The sequence below is a fragment of the Microbulbifer maximicatervae (SeqCode) genome (genome assembly GCF_052467615.1).
The window spans coordinates 102,501-124,881 of sequence record NZ_CP174319.1 but is presented as its reverse complement, the minus strand read 5'-3'; the positions used below and the strand labels follow the sequence as shown (position 1 = coordinate 124,881).

15 protein-coding genes and 2 rRNA genes (1 of these 17 running past the window's edge) are annotated in these 22,381 nt (G+C 49.4%); 14 read left to right on the top strand and 3 right to left on the bottom strand.

From position 1 onward, the window contains the following. Positions 1–51 precede the first annotated feature (51 nt). The 9 genes from ACJJIM_RS00595 (at position 52) to ACJJIM_RS00555 (ending at position 11,652) form a co-directional block, all read left to right on the top strand. On the top strand, positions 52–1,434 hold the full coding sequence (locus tag ACJJIM_RS00595; RefSeq protein WP_444912093.1) for an MATE family efflux transporter: 1,383 nt from the start codon (positions 52–54) through the stop codon (positions 1,432–1,434). Positions 1,435–1,637: 203 nt separating this feature from the next. Beyond that, on the top strand, positions 1,638–2,948 hold the full coding sequence (locus ACJJIM_RS00590; protein ID WP_444912092.1) for a YHYH protein: 1,311 nt from the start codon (positions 1,638–1,640) through the stop codon (positions 2,946–2,948). 442 nt (positions 2,949–3,390) lie between these two features. Further along, complete coding sequence (locus ACJJIM_RS00585; RefSeq protein WP_444912091.1) at positions 3,391–4,755, top strand: YHYH protein; 1,365 nt, start codon at positions 3,391–3,393, stop codon at positions 4,753–4,755. A gap of 30 nt (positions 4,756–4,785) precedes the next feature. Beyond that, entirely contained in the window at positions 4,786–6,333 is a 1,548-nt protein-coding gene (locus tag ACJJIM_RS00580) for a YHYH protein (protein ID WP_413664339.1), read from the top strand. 30 nt (positions 6,334–6,363) lie between these two features. Continuing rightward, positions 6,364–6,906, top strand: a complete 543-nt coding sequence (locus ACJJIM_RS00575; RefSeq protein ID WP_413664338.1) for a hypothetical protein — start codon at positions 6,364–6,366, stop codon at positions 6,904–6,906. Positions 6,907–7,189: 283 nt separating this feature from the next. Further along, positions 7,190–8,488 (top strand): YHYH protein, encoded by a 1,299-nt coding sequence (locus tag ACJJIM_RS00570; RefSeq protein ID WP_413664337.1) that lies wholly within the window; start codon positions 7,190–7,192, stop codon positions 8,486–8,488. A 245-nt stretch (positions 8,489–8,733) separates the two neighbouring features. Continuing rightward, positions 8,734–9,255, top strand: coding sequence for a hypothetical protein (locus tag ACJJIM_RS00565; RefSeq protein WP_444912090.1), 522 nt, complete (start codon positions 8,734–8,736; stop codon positions 9,253–9,255). A gap of 267 nt (positions 9,256–9,522) precedes the next feature. Next, on the top strand, positions 9,523–10,971 hold the full coding sequence (locus tag ACJJIM_RS00560) for an ATP-binding protein (RefSeq protein ID WP_444912089.1): 1,449 nt from the start codon (positions 9,523–9,525) through the stop codon (positions 10,969–10,971). Between the two features lie 6 nt (positions 10,972–10,977). Then, positions 10,978–11,652, top strand: a complete 675-nt coding sequence (locus tag ACJJIM_RS00555) for a response regulator (RefSeq protein WP_413664334.1) — start codon at positions 10,978–10,980, stop codon at positions 11,650–11,652. 34 nt (positions 11,653–11,686) lie between these two features. Here the strand turns inward: ACJJIM_RS00555 and ACJJIM_RS00550 are convergent, their stop codons facing one another. Beyond that, complete coding sequence (locus ACJJIM_RS00550; protein WP_413664333.1) at positions 11,687–13,453, bottom strand: aminopeptidase P family protein; 1,767 nt, start codon at positions 13,451–13,453, stop codon at positions 11,687–11,689. A gap of 277 nt (positions 13,454–13,730) precedes the next feature. Between ACJJIM_RS00550 and ACJJIM_RS00545 the strand changes: the two genes are divergently transcribed. From ACJJIM_RS00545 to ACJJIM_RS00525, 5 genes are all read left to right on the top strand, one after another. Next, positions 13,731–15,314, top strand: a complete 1,584-nt coding sequence (locus tag ACJJIM_RS00545) for a peptide chain release factor 3 (RefSeq protein ID WP_413664332.1) — start codon at positions 13,731–13,733, stop codon at positions 15,312–15,314. Between the two features lie 63 nt (positions 15,315–15,377). After that, positions 15,378–15,995, top strand: a complete 618-nt coding sequence (locus tag ACJJIM_RS00540) for a 1-acyl-sn-glycerol-3-phosphate acyltransferase (RefSeq protein ID WP_413664331.1) — start codon at positions 15,378–15,380, stop codon at positions 15,993–15,995. 11 nt (positions 15,996–16,006) lie between these two features. After that, entirely contained in the window at positions 16,007–16,774 is a 768-nt protein-coding gene (locus ACJJIM_RS00535; RefSeq protein WP_444892752.1) for a TSUP family transporter, read from the top strand. A 4-nt stretch (positions 16,775–16,778) separates the two neighbouring features. After that, positions 16,779–17,129: a hypothetical protein gene (locus tag ACJJIM_RS00530; protein WP_413664329.1), complete on the top strand. Its 351-nt coding sequence runs from the start codon at positions 16,779–16,781 to the stop codon at positions 17,127–17,129. Between the two features lie 30 nt (positions 17,130–17,159). Further along, positions 17,160–18,569: a M20/M25/M40 family metallo-hydrolase gene (locus tag ACJJIM_RS00525; protein WP_444912088.1), complete on the top strand. Its 1,410-nt coding sequence runs from the start codon at positions 17,160–17,162 to the stop codon at positions 18,567–18,569. Between the two features lie 798 nt (positions 18,570–19,367). Here ACJJIM_RS00525 and rrf read toward each other — a convergent pair. Both rrf and ACJJIM_RS00515 read right to left on the bottom strand, forming a co-directional pair. After that, positions 19,368–19,483, bottom strand: a 5S ribosomal RNA gene (gene rrf / locus ACJJIM_RS00520). A 203-nt stretch (positions 19,484–19,686) separates the two neighbouring features. Further along, positions 19,687–22,381 (bottom strand): 23S ribosomal RNA (locus ACJJIM_RS00515); it runs 187 nt beyond the window's last position.

The following is a 22,381-nucleotide window of genomic DNA, read 5'->3' as shown; positions in this document are numbered from 1 at the left end:
AACACTATTCCCGACTTCCCAACCCCCTCGTTGGATTGACAAGAGTTATACATGTCTCTATCAAAAAGCAGCCCATCACTGCTGGAAGGTTCAGTTTCCAGTCACTTACAGAGACTGGCACTACCCATGGTCTGGGGAATTCTCGCCGCCATGTCCTTTAATATCGCCGATACCTATTTTGTCTCCCAGCTGGGCGATGGCCCCCTGGCGGCGATGAGTTTCACCTTCCCGGTAGTGATGGCCATAAACAGCTTTGCTATCGGTCTCGGCGCAGGTACTTCTTCGGCTGTGGCCCGGGTTTACGGCGCAGGGGATATAAAGAACGTTCGCCGCCTGGTAACTGACGCATCTGTACTGGCACTGCTGATTGCTGTTGTGATTACTGCAGTCGGCCTGGCCACCATGCGCCCTCTATTTGAGCTGCTGGGCGCCGGCCCCGATATGCTTCCGCTTATTGCCGATTACATGATCCCCTGGTATCTGGGAACCATCTTTGTCATTGTCCCGACCGTCGCGCTCGCTGCTCTTCGCGCCATTGGTAACAGCGCGGTAACCGGCCGTATTATGGTGGCGGTAGCCCTACTGAACCTGATTCTCGACCCCATTTTGATTTTTGGGCTTTTCGGCTTTCCCCGGCTTGAGCTCCAGGGAGCAGCTATCGCTACGATTATCGTGCGCGCCCTGAGCTTTATTGCTGCACTTTACTTCATCATCAAAAAAGAACACCTAATGACAGCCCCACAATGGCGGCTGAGCGGCCTACTCGAATCCTGGCGCAAAGTGTTGGCTGTCGGGCTTCCCGCTGTGCTCACCAATGTCATTATTCCCGTATCGGGAGGTGTTGTCGTTGCACTCGTTGCCGTGCACGGCGAAGATGCCGTCGCGGGCCTGGGAGTCGCACTCCGAGTAGAACCCCTGGCACTGATTGTATTTTACGCACTTTCCTCTGTGGTCGGCCCCTTTATGGGACAGAACGCCGGGGCGGAAAAGACCGACCGCCTGCGGGAAACCGTGAGAGTACTGGCAAGATTTTGCCTGGTATTTGGAGCGGGACTGGCTGTGCTTCTCTACTTTGTTGCAGAACCTATCGTAAGTCTGTTCAGTGATTCCACTGAAGTTCTCGCCGTCGCTGTTGCCTACCTGACCCTGGTACCTCTCAGCTATGCCGGGTACGGCTTTGTAATGTCTGCCAATGCCGCATTCAATGGACTCGGGAAACCGCTGCCTGCAACTGTCATTTCTTTCCTGCGGGTACTGGGTCTCTACCTACCCCTGGCCTGGATTGGAAACAGCCTGTGGGGCATGACCGGCCTGTTTGTCGCTACAGCAGCATCCAACCTGATTCTCGGCTTTGTTTCCTGGTGGTGGCTGCGCCGCGATACGCACCAGCGCACAGCAGAGACAACATCCAGCCCCGAGCTGTCAACCAACTGATCGATCTGTGGGCCGAATCACTCCTGATTCGGCCCATATCCATCCACCACCCCTAAAAACACAACACAAGGAAATCAGTGCCTTAACGGGCAGCGTACACATTACTTCCCATTTTTGCCGATAACTTCAAATTCCTCCAAACCCCGGCAGACAGCAACATAGCCCGCCTTCTTCTCTTACTGCGAAACATGGATGGTGATTCGATGAGGCTTCAGGAGATTTCCCCCCTTCAAACCCGCACCCTGTTAATCAACACACTGGCAATTTTTCTGGCCTGCACACCTTTAACAGGTTGTGACAATGACGATTCAGACCCACCCCCTTCAGACGACGATACTGGCGATGATAGCAGCCCCTGGGTGCTAAATACCGACGATGAACGGGCGCCTTACATCTACGAAAGCAATAGTAATGAGCAGGTCCTGGTCAATGTACAAAGCATCGAAACTGTCACTGTCGGCGGCAGGGAATACACTCAAGTCACAGCATCCGGAATCCCGGATTATGAAATTGAAATCACCACCGCTATCTACGACGAGCTAATCAATCGCCCCAAGGCGAGCACCGACTTTGTCTACGGCAGCCCCACAGTACAAATTGGCGATATCGTGAGTTTTGGTCAGGATATCGGCTTTAGCAGCAATCCACATACCTGCTACGCCGAAGCGGGTTTTGGATTCTGGCCGCCGGGCCCAGTCTGCCCAGAAAATGTTTCCCACAACAGCTATTTTCCAACTGAGCCAGAGGTCTCAGAAGAAGCTTGTGAAAGTGGACTCGGACCGCAGGGCTATTGGGTCAACGGCACCTCTATCTACCAGTGGAGCGATGGACAGTCCGTGAATGGTACCTGGCATACTCTGGCACCGGTCGCTGAGATGTACGATGTTGATATCTGTGGTGGACACGCTGCTCGGGGAGACTATCACCACCACTTCTACAGCGATTGCCTGGCCGACTTGGTTGGAGACACTGGAGATAGCCACTCCCCCGTCTACGGGTTTACCGCTGATGGCTATCCCATTTATGGCCCTTGGGAGGCCGATGGTGTACTTGTAGTAAGTAGCTGGGTCACTAGAGACTATGACGATGCCGACTCTACCAGCGGCTGCGGGATTGCCGGTGAGCGCAGTTGTTTACTGGTAGATGAATACGATTTATCACAGGGCACAAATACACTTGCCCAATCCGGCCCCAGTACCAGCGATACTTTTACGTCCCTATCAGGCAACCTTTTTCAAACCACCACCGGTTTTTTTTACGAAGACTATTACTGGGACTCCAATTTGACCAATCAGGAGGGCGCTTATCTGGATCAATACAATGGGCACAGTGACAGCGAGCGTGGTTATCACTACCACCTAACGGTAGAACTGAATGATGAAGGGCAGCTGACACCATCATTCCCCTATACTTTTGGGCCCCGCTTTTACGGCAAACTCGATGACCAGACAATTGTGAATGTTTGCTCCGATGAAGTCGGCGGAGGTTTTCCCCCTGGCCCACCGCCCATGTAACTAGCCCAGCAGAAAACAGCTTACCTATATCACCTATAAATCATTGATAAAGCCCCACGCCAGCCTGGAACCGGTTAAAGCTTCCAGACTGGCGACTCTCCCAAATACAGTCTCAGAACCCAGGCCTCTGCTTTCAGTAGCTGGCTTCACTAAATACAGCCAGCCAACTACTAGACCTTTAAGTCAAAAAAAATATCGAAAGAATAATATTTTATTTAAATTAAATACAAAGAAAGTCATTAACGAAATAAGTAATTTTCCAGCAAATAACTTTTTAACTGTTGATACAGAAAGAAAAGCCATCCTTTTGAACTTACGCACAAACTAAGCAGAAATAGAGAGCCAATTTAACCCTTTGCAAATTAGGTTAATATTTATCCACATTTTCTCCACTTTTATCCGCTAATTTCTGGACTAACCCCCATCTAGTTCACGGTGTGCTATGAAATTAACGGAAATTTTTGACACGGACCGAAAGTCCATTTTGCCTTATGTAATATCTCTGGTATTACTTTCCGGCGTACTCCAAGCATGCGGTGGAGGCGGCAGCTCTTCATCTGATTCAGATTCGTCATCTGAAGATACTAGCGACAGCGGCTCAGATTCCGGTGAGGATAATGACGATGACGATTCATCAGATGATAGTGACAGCTCAGACTCGAGCACCGATAGCGGGGTTTGGATTCTAAATACTGATGATGAGCGCGCACCCTATATCTATGAAAGTAACAGCAATGAACAAGTACTAGTAAATGTTCAGAGCGTTGAATCTGAAACTGTCGACGGTAAAGTATACACTGTTGTATCAGCAACCGGCATTCCAAATTACACTATCGAAATTACACAAACTGTTCTCGATGCACTCCTGGAACGTCCAAAAGCATCCTCTGACTTTTTAACCGGCAGCCCCTATGTCAGCGTTGGTGATATTGTCAGTTTTGGGCAGGACATTGGATATAAAAGTAATTCGTCCTGTGGTGCAGAAGCTGGTTATGGCTTTTGGCCACCGGGGCCTGTCTGTCCTGAAAATGTTTCCCATGTTGGCTATTTTCCCGTTGAACCTGAACCTGCAACTGACAGTTGTGAAACTGGTTTAGGGGTACAGGGCTACTGGGTAAATGGAACCTCTATTTATCAATGGAGTGACGGGATGAGTGTTGATAATACATGGCATACACTCGCCCCCCTAGCTGAAGTCTACGACGTTGATATTTGCGGTGGTCACGCGGCAAACGGTGATTATCACCACCATTTTTACAGTGAATGCCTCGCAGAGATGGTCGGCGATATTGGTGACGACCACTCTCCAATCTATGGCTACACCGCCGACGGCTATGCAATTTATGGCCCTTGGGAAAGTGAGGGTGAATTAGCGGAAAGTAGTTGGGCTGTTCGAGATTACGATGATGCCTCATCCGAAAGTGGCTGTGGTGTCGCCGGCGAGCGCAGCTGCTTATTAATCGATGAATATGATATTTCCCAAGGCGTGGAAACTACTTCTAATACTGGCCCAACTACAAGTGATTCATATACCTCCGCGTCCGGAAATGAATTTGAAACAGCTGCTGGTTTTTTCTATGAAGATTATTATTGGGACGAAGAACTTACAGCTCAAGGTGGAGTCTATTTAGATCAGTACAATGGCCATTCGGATGATGAGCGAGGATACCATTATCATCTTACCGTCACTGTCGATAGCGATGGACAATTAATCCCCGCCTTTCCCTTCACTTTTGGACCGCGCTTTTACGGAAAATTGGATGACCAAACTGTTGTCAGCCGATGCTCAACAACCGTGGGGCGGTAACCAATAAAGATAAATTGAGGTAACCTTCTCGTGAAAATTAACGGGTACTTTCTTGCCGGCTCATTAGCCTGGCTAACTGCAGCCAGTGTTGTGGCTCAACCTAATCCCAACTCTGGGCATAACAACGATCAACGTTCGGTTAGGGAAGTACCTGTTCGCAATAGCAATGGAAGAAACTGGCAAAACAACAACTCGATAAATTCAGAAAACACTAGAAATAACACTGCAGATTCCTCCACCGACTCAAACAGCAATACAGTTGAAGAGGAAAGTCCAACAGATACTACGGTAGATAATCCAACAGAAACAACTACCGACGAAACAAGCAATACATCGAATAATAACGAGGACACTTCTTCGGACGTTAACGAAGACAATTCCGGCTCCTCAGATAATTCGACAATTTCAGGTAACGAGGAAAGCTCGGTAACAGAGAGCTCCGGTACTACCTGGATTATCAATTCAACTAACGAACGCGCCCCCTATATTTACGAAAGTAACAGTAATCAGCAGGTTCTGGTTAATGTGCAAAGTATTGAATCTGTAACCGTTGCCGGAAAGGAATATACCCGCGTATCTGCTACCGGTATCCCGGACTACCAGATTGAAATAACCCAGGAAATACTAGACGCACTCATCAGCCGTCCAAAAGCCTCTACAGACTTCGTCAATGGCTACCCCTTGGTACAAACTGGTGAGGTTGTTAGCTTCGGCCAGGACATCGGCTATCGCAGTAATTCCAGCTGCGGCTCAGAAGCCGGTTATGGCTTCTGGCCCCCAGGTCCCGTGTGCCCCGAAAACGTCGACCATGTAGGCTATATTCCTGCTGAGCCTGAGGCATCCACTGACAGCTGTGAAACTGGGCTCGGTGTACAGGGTTACTGGGTAAATGGAACCTCAATTTACCAGTGGAGTGACGGACAGTCCGTAAATAACACTTGGCATACCCTGGCTCCCATGGCAGAAGTCTATGACGTAGATATCTGTGGCGGCCATGCAGCTAACGGCGATTACCACCATCACTTTTACAGTAATTGCCTGGCTGAAATTGCCGGGGACACCGCCGATGGACACTCCCCTATCTACGGCTATACCGCCGATGGCTACGCAATTTACGGTCCATGGGAAGACGCAGGTGTGCTAGCTAAAAGCAGCTGGGCAATACGGGATTACGACGATCCCCGTTCAGACACCGGCTGTGGCGTTGCCGGGCAACGCAGCTGTCTGCTAGTCGATGAATATGATATTGATCGTGGCGTATCCAATACAAATAACACCGGCCCCACTACCAGCGGCAGCTACACCTCTCAATCCGGAAACGAATTTGAAACTCCGGCAGGTTTTTTCTACGAGGATTATTACTGGGATGAAAGCCTGACAGCGCAAGGTGGCGAATACTTGGATCAATTTAATGGACACACTGACAGTGAAAGAGGTTATCACTACCACCTGACAGTTACACAGGATAACAATGGCCAACTAATCCCAGCTTTCCCATTTACCTTCGGCCCGCGCTTTGCCGGCAAGCTGGATGACCAAACTATCGTCAATCGCTGCTCAACCACCGTTGGCCGCTAACTCATATTCAAGCTTGGGAGTAAGAGTTAAATGAAAATGCACAGGTTCTTTATCGCTGGGTCTTTGGCCTGGATTTTTTCAGCCTCTATGACCGCGTATGCGGCACAGCCAAATCCTCACGCAGGCCACAATGGCGATCAGCATCCGGTGATAGAGATACCTCTGCATGTTGCCGCTCCCAGAATCGAACTGGACATGAGCCGCGACGATATGTCCGGCTATAACCTACATATTGACTACGATCGGTTTGAGCTGGAATCCCCTCGCTTTGCCAATGACGATTCTGAGCAGTTTCTGGAGGGGCACGCCCACCTTTACATCAATGGGGAAAAAATCCAACGTCTTTACGGCTCGGATTTACATATTCCCGGAAAATTACTAAAACCTGGTTTTAACCAAGTCACCGTGACTCTCAATGCACACGACCACAGCACTTGGAGCCGCGGTGGAAAGCGAATACTGGCAACCTTATTTGTTCACCTCGATAAGAAAGAGCTGGTATTACACCGCTTTTCAACATCACCTATCGGGGGCAACAAACAAATAGCCAAAGTCAGCCGACCTGATAATTAGATTAAGATCTGGAATTTTTCAAAGAAAGAATTGGAGCTAATACCCAAAAAAATATTTAATTAATAGCCGGCCCAATAATTAAAGGCTACTTAGGCTATTTACAATAAAGCAATAAGATATTTTTACCTGACTCACGGAGTATCGCTTTTGAACGCAGTGCACAAATCTGAAAAAAATTAAGACGATAAAGAGGATATAAAATGTAGCTAGCAGGCCATCCACATTTCATTCACTTTTGTGCGCTAGGTTCGGGGAGCAACTCCTCCATATGCCACGGTGTGATATGAAAATAATTAAAATTTTTGACCGGAATGGCCATCCTACACTCTCTTATACACTAGCGTTGATAATATCTCTCGGAGTTCTTCAGGGATGCGATAGTGGCTCTTCCTCAGATGAGGATGGCGATGATTCTTCTGAGACCTCCTCTGAAGAGTCAGATTCCAGCACTGATACTGGTGTCTGGATTATGAATACTGATGACGAACGCGCGCCTTACATTTATGAAAGTAACAGCAATGAGCAGGTTCTGGTCAACGTCCAGAGCGTAGCATCAGAAACCGTAGATGGCCGGGAATACACCGTTGTATCAGCAACCGGTGTTCCCGACTACGAGATTGAAATTACTCAAAGTATTCTAGACGGACTACTTGAACGTCCATTAGCCTCCTCTGATTTTGAAACCGGCAGCCCCACTGTCAGCGTTGGAGATATTGTCAGCTTTGGGCAGGATATTGGCTATACGGGTATTGGCACCTGTGATGTAGATGCCGGCTATGGATTTTGGCCACCAGGGCTCGTTTGCCCAGAGAACGTCTCTCATGTCGGATACATCCCTGTCGAACCCGAGCCCGCAACGGAGGAGTGCGCAACGGGGCTCGGCGTACAGGGCTACTGGGTAAATGGTGTCTCTATTTATGATTGGGGTGATGGTCAATCAGTGGATGGCACCTGGCAAACCCTGGCACCGGTTGCTGAGGTCTACGATGTGGATATCTGTGGTGGACACGCCGCAAACGGAGATTACCACCATCACTTTTATAGCGATTGCCTAGCCGATCTTGTTGGCGATATAGGTGACGACCACTCCCCTGTCTACGGCTATACCGCCGACGGCTATGCAATCTATGGCCCCTGGCAGAGTGAAGGAGAACTCGCAGAAAGCAGCTGGGCTGTACGAGATTATGACGACCCCAGCTCCGAGAGCGGTTGCGGCGTAGCAGGCGAGAGAAGCTGTCTCTTGGTGGATGAATACGACCTCTCCCAAGGAGTCGAAACAACATCGAATACCGGCCCCACGACAAGTGGCTCTTATACCTCCCTGTCAGGCAATGAGTTCACTACAGCAGCGGGCTTTTTCTACGAGGACTATTACTGGGACGAAGACCTGACTAATGAAGGCGGAGTATATTTGGACCAGCATAACGGTCACTCAGATGACGAAAGGGGATACCATTACCACCTGACTGTCACTGTCGATGATGATGGTGAGCTTGTCCCCGCCTTCCCATATACTTTTGGCCCCCGCTTTTACGGCAAGCTAGATGATCAAACTATTGTCAATGAGTGCTCAACACAGTAGTTCAGCGGTGCACTAACATTGAAGGCCAAGCCACTTTCCTAATACGCCGGAAATCTCCCTGGAGTCGCAGTAAGTGTAAGCTTTGCGGTCCCTTGTTTTTACGGGGACCGACACCCCAGGTAATGGAAGTAACTGGAGCAATAGCACCCGATAGACTAAAAGCACTGGTAACCAGAAGTATTCACAGCAACAGCAGTTTGAATGAAGTATGTTGCCCCATCGCCAAACCTGGGAGTGAGACAATAATGAAAATTCTTCGAGCCGTTCTTATCGGGTCTTTTATCTGGGGAATAACCAACCTTGCTACAGCACAGCCAGACTCACACACGGGCCATAACGGCGACCAACACCCAGTAGTCGAGATCCCTTTACACAATGCTGCACCGCGCATCGAACTGGACATTAGTCGCGATAAAATGTCCGGATATAACCTACATATAGACTACGACCGGTTCGAATTAGAATCCCCTCGCCACGCCAATGATGCCTCAAAGCAATATCTGGAAGGTCATGCCCATCTCTATATCAACGGTAAGAAAATACAGCGAATCTATGGTCCAGACTTACACCTTCCCGACAAGCTGTTTAAATCGGGCTTCAACCAAATTACTGTCACTCTTAACGCCCATGACCACAGTACCTGGAGCCGGGGAGGGAAGAGAATTCTTGCAACTCTATTTATCCGGCTCGATAAGCCCGATCTGATATTGCATCGTTTTTCTACATCTCCAATAAAGCCGGGAGTAAGCACAGGCAAACCGGGATAATAATAGAAGTAACTACCAGTAAGGACTCAATCTCTCCTACCGACTCAGGGCATGGAGGCCCCAAGAACAGCTTTGGATAACCAAGCTAAGCTTATTGGCACTTAGCTTGAGCTCTTATCGTGAGACTCTCGGAGTGTTAAAAGATTGCCCTGATATTTACAGTAAGTGTAGGCTTGATCTTCTGAGCCGCGTTTCCTCAGTGGAAACAGAGTAAAATGCACCTGAGCTCACTGTGAACACAGGCTACTGAAATCCAAGCTACCGGCTATGTCGTTAAATATTCGCTATAAACTAAGCCTCGCTTTCTTATTGACTACAGCAATTACTGTTGGCGGAATGTTCGTATTCTTTCAGTGGAGCTTTAAGCATGGTTTTATGACCTATATCCAGTCTCAGGAGCTTCGCGAGGTCGGCGATTTAGTAGATGAGTTACAAGAAATCTACGCCAGCGAAGGAAGCTGGCAATCTATCGACGGCAATAGCAGGCGCTGGCAAAGACTCCACAGACGCGTGATGTCCAGTCACTTTGAGGATATGCCACCCCCACATCGTCCACCTCCGGGTACGAGGGGCCCCCGCCGCCCGCCTGAGCCCCCACCTGAACACGCAGTGGGCAAGTCGCTTAATGCCCGCCTGGTCCTGTTGAACAAAGAGAAAAGACCTCTGATAGGTCGTTATTCAGGATCTGAGAACATGGTAATGCAGCCTCTGGTTGTGGATGGAGAAACCGTTGGTTACCTGGCTATCAATCCACTACCGGTGTTAGATGATGATTTGGCCGTAGGGTTTGTTAAAGAGCAATCGCGGACTTTCGCTCTTATCTCTGTTGCCACCTTCATTCTGGCACTAGCCATTGCCATCCCCCTTGCCTGGCAGCTGGTAAGGCCCATCCGTAAGCTGACCGAAGCAACATCCCATCTTACATCCGGCAACTTTAAAACCCGTATTGATATAGAGCAACGAGATGAGCTGGGCCAATTAAGTGCTGACTTTAATCGGCTCGCCGCAACGCTGGAAGCAAACGAACATGCTCGAAACCGATGGATGGCAGATATTTCGCATGAGCTGCGCACACCTCTCGCAGTATTAAAAGGGCAGATTGAAGCCATTCAAGACGGTATCAGATCAGCCACACCAGAGAACCTGCGTATACTGCACAGCAAAATTCAACAATTGAGCCGCCTGATAGATGATCTCTATGAGTTGTCTCTCTCCGACGCGGGGGCACTAAGTTACTGCAAGTCCGACATCTCCCTGGAAAATATCCTACGAAGTGTTATCGAAGACTTTGAAATTCCATTCGACCAGAAAGGTATTCGCTTGGGCAGCGACCTCCAACTATCGGAAGATAAGTTAGTCTACGCAGATGAAGCACGCCTCAATCAGTTATTTAGCAACCTGTTAACCAACAGCCTACGCTACACCGATAGTGGGGGACAACTCAAAGTAACTGCGCGCTGTGAAGCCCGAACAGCCATTATCACTTTCGCCGACTCCGCCCCCGGTGTTGCCAGTGCTGATATACCACACCTGTTCGAGCGCCTGTATAGAGCAGATAGTTCACGCAGCCGGGAAACCGGCGGTGCGGGTTTGGGGCTGTCAATTTGCCAAAATATTGTTACAGCACACGAGGGTAGCATTTCTGCAACTCCGTCCACTATGGGCGGTCTTGAAATAAGTATTTTTTTACCCCTAAGCCAAAGGATTAAATGGTAGGAAGTTATGAGCGCCAAAATATTAATAGTCGAAGATGAAACCGAACTTGCGCACCTACTACTGGATTATCTTCATGCCGCCGACTATCAAGCCGAGATCATTTCTGATGGTAATCAGGTTATCCCCAAAGTGGAAACTATGAAACCGGATTTGATCCTTCTCGACCTGATGCTACCTGGGCGGCATGGGATGGAGATTTGCGAAGAGATTCGCCAAAAAGGCAACGACGTTCCAATTATTATAATGACTGCGCAAATTGAGGAACCCGATCGTTTGCGCGGCCTGGAATCCGGTGCCGACGACTATGTTTGTAAACCCTACAGCCCCAGGGAACTCGTCGCACGGGTGAAAGCGGTGTTGCGCCGTCGACCACAAAAGGGCGAAGTCGGAAATGGTGGCATCGAACTAGATAGAAATACCGGGCAACTGCGAATCGGAGGTAAAGACGCCAACCTTACTGCGCTGGAGTTCCACCTATTTGACCTACTTTACAGTGAGCCCGGTCGAATTTTTTCCCGTGAACAAATCATGGACCGCATCTATTCCGATTACCGCGTAATCAGCGACCGAACTATTGATAGCCACATCAAAAAAGTGCGCAAAAAAATATCAGTGCTTATGCCTGAAAAAGAGTTGATTCACTCTGTCTACGGTGCTGGCTATAAGTTTGAGATAAATTAATTATGCCTGGGGGCACGCAGCCCCCAGATTCACACTACAAAGCTTCAGTAGCCAATTTTAACCATTCAGCAGTTTTTTCAGTAACCAGCGGGGTAATCACATCTCGCACCCTCTGGTGGTAGCGATTCAGCCATTCCCGTTCAGTCTCAGTGAGTAGTGCCACGTCAATCAAATTACGATCGATCGGAGCTAACGTAAGTTCTTCAAACTCTAGAAAATCTGGATAATTTTCACTCTTTTTCACAAACACCAAATTTTCAATACGGATGCCGTACTGCCCAGTGAGATAAAACCCCGGTTCGTTGGAAACGATCATCCCCGGCTGAAGAGCAACACCTGTCACAGCCTTACCTATCCGCTGTGGCCCCTCGTGAACACTTAAGAAACTACCAACACCGTGACCGGTACCGTGGGCATAATCCAGACCCACCTCCCACAGCGAACGGCGTGCAAGCGCATCAATTTGCTCTCCACAAGTCCCCTTGGGGAATCGCAAAGTCGCAATTGCTATATGCCCCTTTAAAACCCGGGTAAAGTTTTCTTTTGCCGAGGGCGGGAACTCACCCAGAGCAACAGTTCGGGTAATATCGGTGGTGCCATCTGGATATTGGCCACCAGAATCGCACAGATATACCCCTTCCGGCTTCATAACCAAACTGGATTCAGGGCTCACCCGATAGTGCACAATGGCCCCATTCGGACCATAGCCAGAAATTGTCTCAAAACTGTTGCCCTGAAACCCTTCGCGAGCCTCCCTTTTACTGCGTAAAAGCTTTACTGCGGACAATTCGTCAAAATGGCCTGTGGCAACCTGTTCAGGTATTTCCGCCAAGAATTCACACACCGCAGCACCATCCCTTTCGTGTGCAGCCTGGCTGCCTGCCAGTTCAATCGCATTCTTACAGGCCTTGGCTTCAGTGACCGGGTCACCTTCCAGCATTAGTTCAATATCCAGTGCTCGCAATTGCTGTAAAGTCCAACTGTTGCTAATCAGGGGATCTATCCATATTTTATTGACGTGGCGGCGCTTAATATTTTCAAATAATTCCCCTTTGGCCACGACTAGACTTACATCTTTATCCAAGTGCTCGATCAACGCATCCCCTACAGCGCCCTCCCCCAAATAAAGAGTTGCACTGCCATCCCGGTAAAGTACTGCATTGGCCAAGGCCACTGGTAAGTGCGGAATATCCTCTCCTCGGATATTAAAAAGCCAAGCACAGCTTTCAGGATTTGGTAGCCATAAAGCATCGGCTCGTTTTTCTGCGAGACGTCGGGCAATCCTCTGCCGTTTCTCTTTGGAATGCTCACCAGTAAAGATGAAGGGGTGTGGGCGTGCAGGCCCACAGGGAGATGCGGGGCGGTCATTCCAGATGGCATCAATCGGGCTCTGTTCCATCGGCTGTAGTTGGATATCCCTTTCAGCCAATCGCTTCTTGATCAAGGCCAATCCCGGCTCCGTGTGCAGTCGCGGGTCATACCCCAGAGACTGACCAGCATCCAGCTGACTACATAGCCACTCAATGATCGCGACTTGACTGAGGCTCATTAACTCAATGGGTTGATCACCGAGTTGTTGCTGTGCCTGCAAGGTATAGCGACCATCAACAAATAATGCCGCTTCTCGACTGCCTACCGCAGCCATTCCTGCGGAACCAGTGAAACCTGTCAGCCAGGGCAGTCGCTCATCTGCCGCAGGCACACTTTCATTTTGGTACTCATCAGCCCGGGGTACCAAGAAAGCATCGACACCCTGCCGCTGCAACTCTTCCCGCAATGCCTGTAAACGCTCCCGGCTCATAACCTCTCCCCTTCAATAACTGAGTTTGCCACTGCACCGCTAAAAGCCCCTCGATGACTGTTGGCCACAACAGAGTACAGTGTTAATCCAAATGGATTTGAGCAAATTGTCCAGGTGTGCCAGTCCCGCTGGCAACTCAGCCCATTGACATGACCCCATTCGCCGAGCTGGTAAACTGACAAGTCTAATTTCGCAGTATACCCCACCCTCGGAGCAACGCCTGCGTGTATAATACGCCCCTATTTTTTTCGAATATCCAGTGATCGAATCTTAAAGTATGGGTCAAAGTTCTTCCCTGGCAGGCTTTGCCGGCCGCCGCACCTTCGCCATTATTTCCCACCCGGACGCCGGTAAAACAACCGTGACCGAAAAGCTTCTTTTGTTCGGGAATGCAATCCAGCAAGCGGGCTCCGTTAAGGGGAAAAAAGGTCCCCACGCACGCTCTGATTGGATGACGATGGAACAGGAACGCGGTATTTCTGTTACCTCTTCCGTTATGCAGTTCCCCTACAAAGAGAGGACTGTAAACCTACTGGATACACCGGGGCACGAAGACTTCTCTGAAGATACCTACCGGGTACTCACCGCCGTCGACTCCGCACTGATGGTGATTGACGGGGCCAAAGGTGTGGAAGACCGCACCATCAAGTTGATGAATGTGTGCCGCTTGCGAACAACGCCGATTCTCTCATTTATCAACAAACTCGACCGGGATATTCGCGACCCGATCGAGGTAATGGATGAGATTGAAGAAGTTCTGAATATCCAGGCTGCCCCTATCAATTGGCCTTTGAGTTCAGGAAAAGGTTTCAAGGGGGTCTATAACCTCTACACCGATACCATCCATGTATTCTCCCAGGGTCAGGGCCACAGAATTCCCGATGATATTCAAATTAAGGGTCTGGACTCCGCTGAGGCTGACGCACTACTTGGCGAGTACGCCGAGGATATTCGGGAAGAGATTGAATTGGTTCGTGGAGCCACTCATGAGTTTGACCAGGAAGCTTATCTTGCCGGTGAACTGACCCCGGTATTTTTCGGTACGGCCTTGGGTAACTTTGGCGTAAGGGAAATGCTCGATGGTTTCGTTGAATGGGCGCCCTCACCCCAATCCCGGGAAACCAAAGAGAGAAAAGTAGAGCCCAGCGAAGATAAATTCTCCGGCTTTGTTTTTAAAATCCAAGCGAATATGGACCCCAAACACCGCGATAGAATTGCCTTTATGCGTGTCTGCTCCGGCACCTACAATCGCGGTATGAAAATGAAGCATGTGCGCATTGGCAAGGATGTAAAAATTGCTGATGCGGTGACATTTATGGCTGGCGACCGAACCCACGTAGAAGAGGCCATTGCCGGCGATATTATTGGTTTGCACAACCACGGTACTATCCAGATCGGCGATACCTTTACCGAAGGCGAAGCACTGAAGTTTACCGGCATTCCCAATTTCGCCCCGGAGCTGTTCCGTCGCATACGTTTAAAAGACCCTCTCAAATTAAAGCAATTACAAAAAGGGCTTCAGCAGCTTTCTGAAGAGGGGTCCACCCAGGTATTTTTCCCGCTGGATAACAACGACATTATCGTGGGCGCAGTTGGTGTACTACAGTTCGAAGTAGTCGCTTACCGATTAAAAGACGAATACAAAGTTGAAGCCATCTACGAAAACGTCAACGTGAACACTGCGCGCTGGGTAGATAGTGAAAGTGCCAAAGAACTAGAGAATTTCAAGCGCAAGGCCAGTACCAACCTGGCACTCGATGGCAGCGGACACCTGACCTACCTGGCACCGACGCGCGTTAATTTACAATTGGCTGAAGAGCGCTATCCGGAAGTTCGCTTTTATGCCACGCGGGAACACTAAAGCAGCAAGTCTAAGTACCTTTGTTGAAACCTTAGTGTGACAGCAGTAAGAAAGAGGCAAATAATGAGTCAGTTTGTAGAAATACCTACTGAAGTACCCAATGAAGTACCTCGGCTGGGCAATCGCATCACCAAAGCTATTGGCAAGTTGATAATCAAGATGCTCGGCTGGCGAATGGATGGGGAAATCCCTCCAGAAAGAAAAGTCATGGTGGCTTTGGCTCCCCACACATCCAATTGGGATTTTGTGGTTGCCATGCCATTTATTATGGCATTGGGTATTAAAATTTCCTGGCTCATGAAAAAGGAAGCTTTTTTCTTCCCGTTTAAAGGACTATTTATGTGGCTTGGAGGTGTTCCTACCGATAGGCGCGCCGCAGGTAATATCGCTCTACAAGTTGCATCGAGTTACCGGGAAAATGAAAAAATGTGGGTGGGGATTACTCCCGAGGGGACCCGCAAAAAAGTAGGGCGCTGGAAGAACGGTTTTTTAAGGATTTCCTATACCGCTCAAGTTCCTATTTTGCTTGTTGCCTGGGACTTTCCCAATAAGCGTATTTGCATTGACTCCCTGTACCAGCCTATCGGTGATCTGGAACAGGATATGGCAGAGATCCAAAAGCGCTTTAGCAAGTATCAGGGGTATTACCACGATAATGAAAGTACTCTTGAAAAGGGGTAACCAGTCCACTCGTGATACAGTTAAGTAGTGAGCTTTCTACTTATACCTACCTGATACTGACAGTAATCGCCTTTACCGCAGGCTTTGTCAGTGCGATCGCCGGGGGAGGGGGAATAATCACCCTCCCCGCTTTACTCTGGGCCGGCATTCCCCCACTCGATGCTCTCGGTACCAATAAGTTTCAAAGCGTCTTTGGCACCCTATCATCCACCATTAACTTCCTGCAAAAAGGCCAGTTGAATTTACGCCCCCTCTGGCCAGGACTACTTGCTGCAATTATCGGTTCCTGCCTAGGCACCTTAACAGTCGCTTCACTTGGGGAGGCTGGTCTCAATACCTTACTTCCCATCCTGCTCATTGCTATTGCCCTCTACTTTATTCTGTCCCCTCGCATTTCCGACATTGACTCAAAACCCAGAATCAGTAACGTTACTTTTAATCTAGTTGTTGGCGGTGGGCTCGGCTTTTACGGGGGCTTCTTTGGCCCTGGGATGGGGTCTATCTGTGCAGCCGCCTTCGCAGCGCTACTCGGCTACAATATGCGTGCGGCTACGGCATCAACAAAACCTATTGTGCTCGCTACCAATGTGACCTCTATGCTAATTTTTATCGCTGGAGGCCATATTTTTCTATTGCTCGCTATCGCTATGTCTTTTGCCCAGGTTGTAGGAGCTCGTCTCGGCTCCAACCTCGTGATTGCAAGAGGTGCCAGTATTATCAAACCGGTAATCATTATTGCCACCATTGCTGTGGCAATAAAACTATTAGTGGAGGATTGATATCGTGACCTGGCTGGCAACGCTTATTCTTTCTTTCATTGCCTTTGTTATTGTGGTTTGGGTTCTTATGCACCTGCGCAGACCCAGATTTCGAATGGACCGAGGCAGTTTTGTTAAGGGCCTTGAAGATGTAATCACCGGGCAAGCCAGCGATACTGAATGGCGAGCACTCCTCGCCTGCCCAATGCGACACGACCCAAAGCTTGAAGAGATGCGACAACGTTGCCTCAGTATTGAAGACAGCGAATATACTGGCGAACCGCCCTACTTATTTACAGAAAAAGGCCTGCATACGTTACGTGAAATTCGCGAGCAACTGATCGCGGCCTCATCAAATAACGAGCCAAAAGCTTAAGACCGAAGAGTATTAACAAAGGATAGACCGATGTTGAAACCACTGCTTTCCCTTACCGGGGGACTGATCACTACCATGGCACTGGGAATAGCCCAGGCAGCCCCTCTGTCACAGGAAGATGTATCTGTGGCGGAAGTATTACGTGACCGGGCACTGGAAAGCTCCGACGCCTACAGTATCGTAGAGTCTTTGACCGTAGAGGTTGGACCACGACGGACAGGCACTGAGGGCGATGAAAGAGCCGTTGCCTGGGCACAAGACAAAATGAAGGCATTTGGCTTTGATCGCGTCTATACCGAGCAAATTGAGGTACCCCGCTGGATTCGTGGCCATGCTCACGCCGAAGTCATATCCCCTTTCCCCCAGCCACTAGTTGTCTCCTCCCTCGGCTATGGCGCCGCCACTCCTGAGGGAGGGTTAACAGCGGAAATTATCGAGTTTCCCGATGTGCAGGCCCTGTTGAAGGCCCCGGCCAGCCAAGTGAAAGGTAAAATCGCTTTTATCAATAAGCGTATGGAGAGAGCGCGCACGGGAGAAGGCTACGGCCCTGCAGCGCAAGGTCGCAAGTTGGGAATGCGCGCTGCCGCTGAAAAAGGGGCTGCTGCCATGCTGTTGCGCTCCGTAGGAACCGACTCAGACCGATTTGCCCACACCGGTATGATGTCGGTTGATAATGTGGAAAACCCAGTTCCTGCACTCGCACTTTCCGCTCCTGATGCAAACCTGCTCGAGGCTATGCTCCAACGCGGCAAGCCAGTCCAGGTAAAACTTGATGTTGAAACTGAGCGACTGAATGACGGCCCCTCTTTTAATGTCATCGGTGAGATTACTGGCCGTGAGCAACCTGAAGAAGTCATGATTATCGGTGCGCACCTGGATTCCTGGGATGAAGGCACCGGGGCCTTGGACGACGGAGCTGGGGTTGCCATTGTTATGGAAACTGCACGTCTAATTGCTGAGCTGCCACAGCGCCCCCGTCGTACCTTGCGAGTCGTGCTGTTTGGTGCAGAGGAAATCGGATTGGTAGGTGCTAAGCAATATGTTGAGGCACACGTAAAAGAGCTGGACAATATTATTGCCGTCTCCGAATCAGACTTTGGAGCAGGGAAAGTCTGGCGTTTCGATACCCGTCTCCCTGAGAGCAAATTTGATATTGCAGATCAAATGATGCAACTCCTCGCCCCCCTGGGTATTGAGCGCGGAAATAATGAATCTTACGGTGGCCCAGATAGCAGTGTGTTTGTTGCGCGCGGTGTGCCAGCCTTTGGTCTATACCAGGACGGCACCGACTATTTCGATTATCACCACACACCCAACGATACCCTGGATAAAGTCGACCCTGAGAATCTGCGCCAGAATGTAGCGGCCTGGGTTGTAATGTCTTTCCTGACCACAGAAATGGAAGGAGACTTGGGCCGAGTTCCTACTGCCTCTGAATAAATAAAAGATACAGATGATATTTTTAAAGCCCCACCTAGTGGGGCTTTTTTTATCCCCAAACTTTTCTTCTCTCGCATACTGGCGTACCAATCAGCCGCAGTAATCCACAGATTTATCGCTCATAACACTGTTAATAACTGATGTCCGTTTTATGGCGTCTTTGTTACCAACAGAAACCATGGATAGAGTTGTGTATAACTCCGGGATATCCCCTGCCAGCCCCGTGGTTGCTTGGCTCTATTGAAGACGGGTAAAAAAGCAGCACTTTTTGCGTGGATTTCCACAGCCAGCGGTTACTAACAGAAAGTCTGGATAGAGTTGTGCATAACTTTAATAAACGGGCTACAGGCCCCGTGGTTACAGGGGATTACTGCAGAGACTAAAAAATCACCGATATTTTTACCGGCTAAATTTAATTTTTGACGGGAGTGGTATGGGTACTTTTCTGGTTTTTGCGCGAGTTATTTTGTTGGATTATTTTTTGAGTGAGTGTAAAGGCGTTTGGAGAGAAGATCGGTAAAGACCTATTTTTATAGGCTTTTTAGGAGAGCGTCTGTTTAAGGTGCTCAGGTAGTTTTAGGTTTTTTTTAATTACTGACTGACTTTTTAAATAGAAAGTTGAGCATTAAAATTTTTCAGAGCTATTTTTATTTTTTCTATTTAATTTCGACTAAGTACTTTCTGCTTTCTCTCTCTTCCTTCCCTTTCTTATTTTTTTCTTTTGTTTTTTGCTTCTTTAAAGTATTTTCAGCCATAAAAAAAGGGCCACCCTATTGGGTGGCCCTTTTCGGATTAGAAGCCTGACGATGACCTACTCTCACATGGGGAAGCCCCACACTACCATCGGCGATGTTGCGTTTCACTTCTGAGTTCGGCAAGGGATCAGGTGGTTCCACAACTCTATTGTCGTCAGGCAAACTGGCTTGGGTTGGCGTTGGTCTTATAAGCAATGTGCTTGGCCTGCCGTGTTATCGCTGTTTGCCTCGGTCATATTGTTGACCGGCGATAACCCCAAATAAGTCGGTAAAACAATCTGTAATAATACACCGCAAGCGATCGTATGTCTCTAACTCACAATCCGCTAGCTTAGCTAGTCGTTAGTAACCATCTCTGTTGTATGGTCAAGCCGCACGGGCAATTAGTACTGGTTAGCTCAACGCCTCACAACGCTTCCACACCCAGCCTATCAACGTGGTAGTCTTCCACGGCCCTTCAGGAGGCTCAAGGCCTCAGGGAGATCTTATCTTGAAGGAGGCTTCCCGCTTAGATGCTTTCAGCGGTTATCCCGTCCGAACATAGCTACCCGGCAATGCCACTGGCGTGACAACCGGAACACCAGAGGTTCGTTCACTCCGGTCCTCTCGTACTAGGAGCAACTCTTCTCAAATCTCCAACGCCCACGGCAGATAGGGACCGAACTGTCTCACGACGTTCTAAACCCAGCTCGCGTACCACTTTAAATGGCGAACAGCCATACCCTTGGGACCGGCTTCAGCCCCAGGATGTGATGAGCCGACATCGAGGTGCCAAACACCGCCGTCGATGTGAACTCTTGGGCGGTATCAGCCTGTTATCCCCGGAGTACCTTTTATCCGTTGAGCGATGGCCCTTCCATACAGAACCACCGGATCACTATGACCTACTTTCGTACCTGCTCGACATGTCTGTCTCGCAGTCAAGCGCACTTATACCATTATGCTCATTGCATGATTTCCGACCATGCTGAGTGCACCTTCGTACTCCTCCGTTACTCTTTGGGAGGAGACCGCCCCAGTCAAACTACCCACCATACACTGTCCTCGATCCGGATAACGGACCAGAGTTAGAACCTCAAACATACCAGGGTGGTATTTCAAGGACGGCTCCACAACAACTAGCGTCGCTGCTTCAAAGCCTCCCACCTATCCTACACAAATAGGCTCAAAGTTCAGTGCAAAGCTGTAGTAAAGGTTCACGGGGTCTTTCCGTCTAGCCGCGGGTACACTGCATCTTAACAGCGATTTCAATTTCACTGAGTCTCTGGTGGAGACAGCGTGGCCATCGTTACGCCATTCGTGCAGGTCGGAACTTACCCGACAAGGAATTTCGCTACCTTAGGACCGTTATAGTTACGGCCGCCGTTTACCGGGGCTTCGATCAAGAGCTTCGCCGAAGCTAACCCCATCAATTAACCTTCCGGCACCGGGCAGGCGTCACACCCTATACGTCCTCTTACGAGTTTGCAGAGTGCTATGTTTTTAATAAACAGTCGCAGCCACCTGGTCACTTCGACCGGCCTCAGCTTAGGGAGCAAGTCCCATCACCAAAACCGGCGTACCTTCTCCCGAAGTTACGGTACCATTTTGCCTAGTTCCTTCACCAGAGTTCTCTCAAGCGCCTTGGTATTCTCTACCTGACCACCTGTGTCGGTTTAGAGTACGATTCACTATTACCTGAAGCTTAGAAGTTTTTCCTGGAAGCAGGGCATCAACCACTTCACCCACTAAGTGGGCTTCGTCATCAGTTCTCAGCCTTAGGGACCCGGATTTGCCTAAGTCCCCAGCCTACAACCTTAAACATGGACAACCAATCGCCATGCTGGCCTAGCCTTCTCCGTCACTCCGTCGCAGTAATAGCGAGTACAGGAATATTAACCTGTTTCCCATCGACTACGGCTTTCGCCCTCGCCTTAGGGGTCGACTAACCCTGTCCCGATTAGCGTTGGACAGGAACCCTTGGTCTTCCGGCGGGGAGGTTTTTCACCTCCCTTATCGTTACTCATGTCAGCATTCGCACTTGTGATACCTCCAGCAGACCTCCCGATCCACCTTCAACGGCTTACACAACGCTCCTCTACCATGCTCCTAAGAGCATCCGCAGCTTCGGTTATCAGTTTGAGCCCCGGTATATCTTCCGCGCAGGCCGACTCGACTAGTGAGCTATTACGCTTTCTTTAAAGGATGGCTGCTTCTAAGCCAACCTCCTAGCTGTCTGGGCCTTCCCACATCGTTTCCCACTTAACTGATATTTGGGACCTTAGCTGGCGGTCTGGGTTGTTTCCCTTTCCACGACGGACGTTAGCACCCGCCGTGTGTCTCCCGCGATTGCACTCCTCGGTATTCGGAGTTTGCATGGGGTTGGTAAGTCGGGATGACCCCCTAGCCCAAACAGTGCTCTACCCCCGAGGGTGAGACGCGAGGCGCTACCTAAATAGCTTTCGAGGAGAACCAGCTATCTCCCGGCTTGATTAGCCTTTCACTCCGATCCACAGGTCATCCCCTAATTTTTCAACATTAGTGGGTTCGGTCCTCCAGTTGATGTTACTCAACCTTCAACCTGCCCATGGATAGATCGCCGGGTTTCGGGTCTATTGCCTGCAACTAAACGCCCTATTAAGACTCGATTTCTCTACGGCTCCCCTAAGCGGTTAACCTTGCTACAGACAATAAGTCGCTGACCCATTATACAAAAGGTACGCAGTCACCCCGAAGGGCTCCTACTGCTTGTACGTATACGGTTTCAGGTTCTATTTCACTCCCCTCTCCGGGGTTCTTTTCGCCTTTCCCTCACGGTACTGGTTCACTATCGGTCAGCTGGGAGTATTTAGCCTTGGAGGATGGTCCCCCCATATTCAGTCAAGATAACACGTGTCCCGACCTACTCGATTTCACTCTAAATGCCTTTTCGTGTACGGGGCTATCACCCTGTATCGCGGTACTTTCCAGAACCTTCCACTAAAACATAAAGAGCTTAAGGGCTAATCCCCGTTCGCTCGCCGCTACTAAGGGAATCTCGGTTGATTTCTTTTCCTCCGGGTACTTAGATGTTTCAGT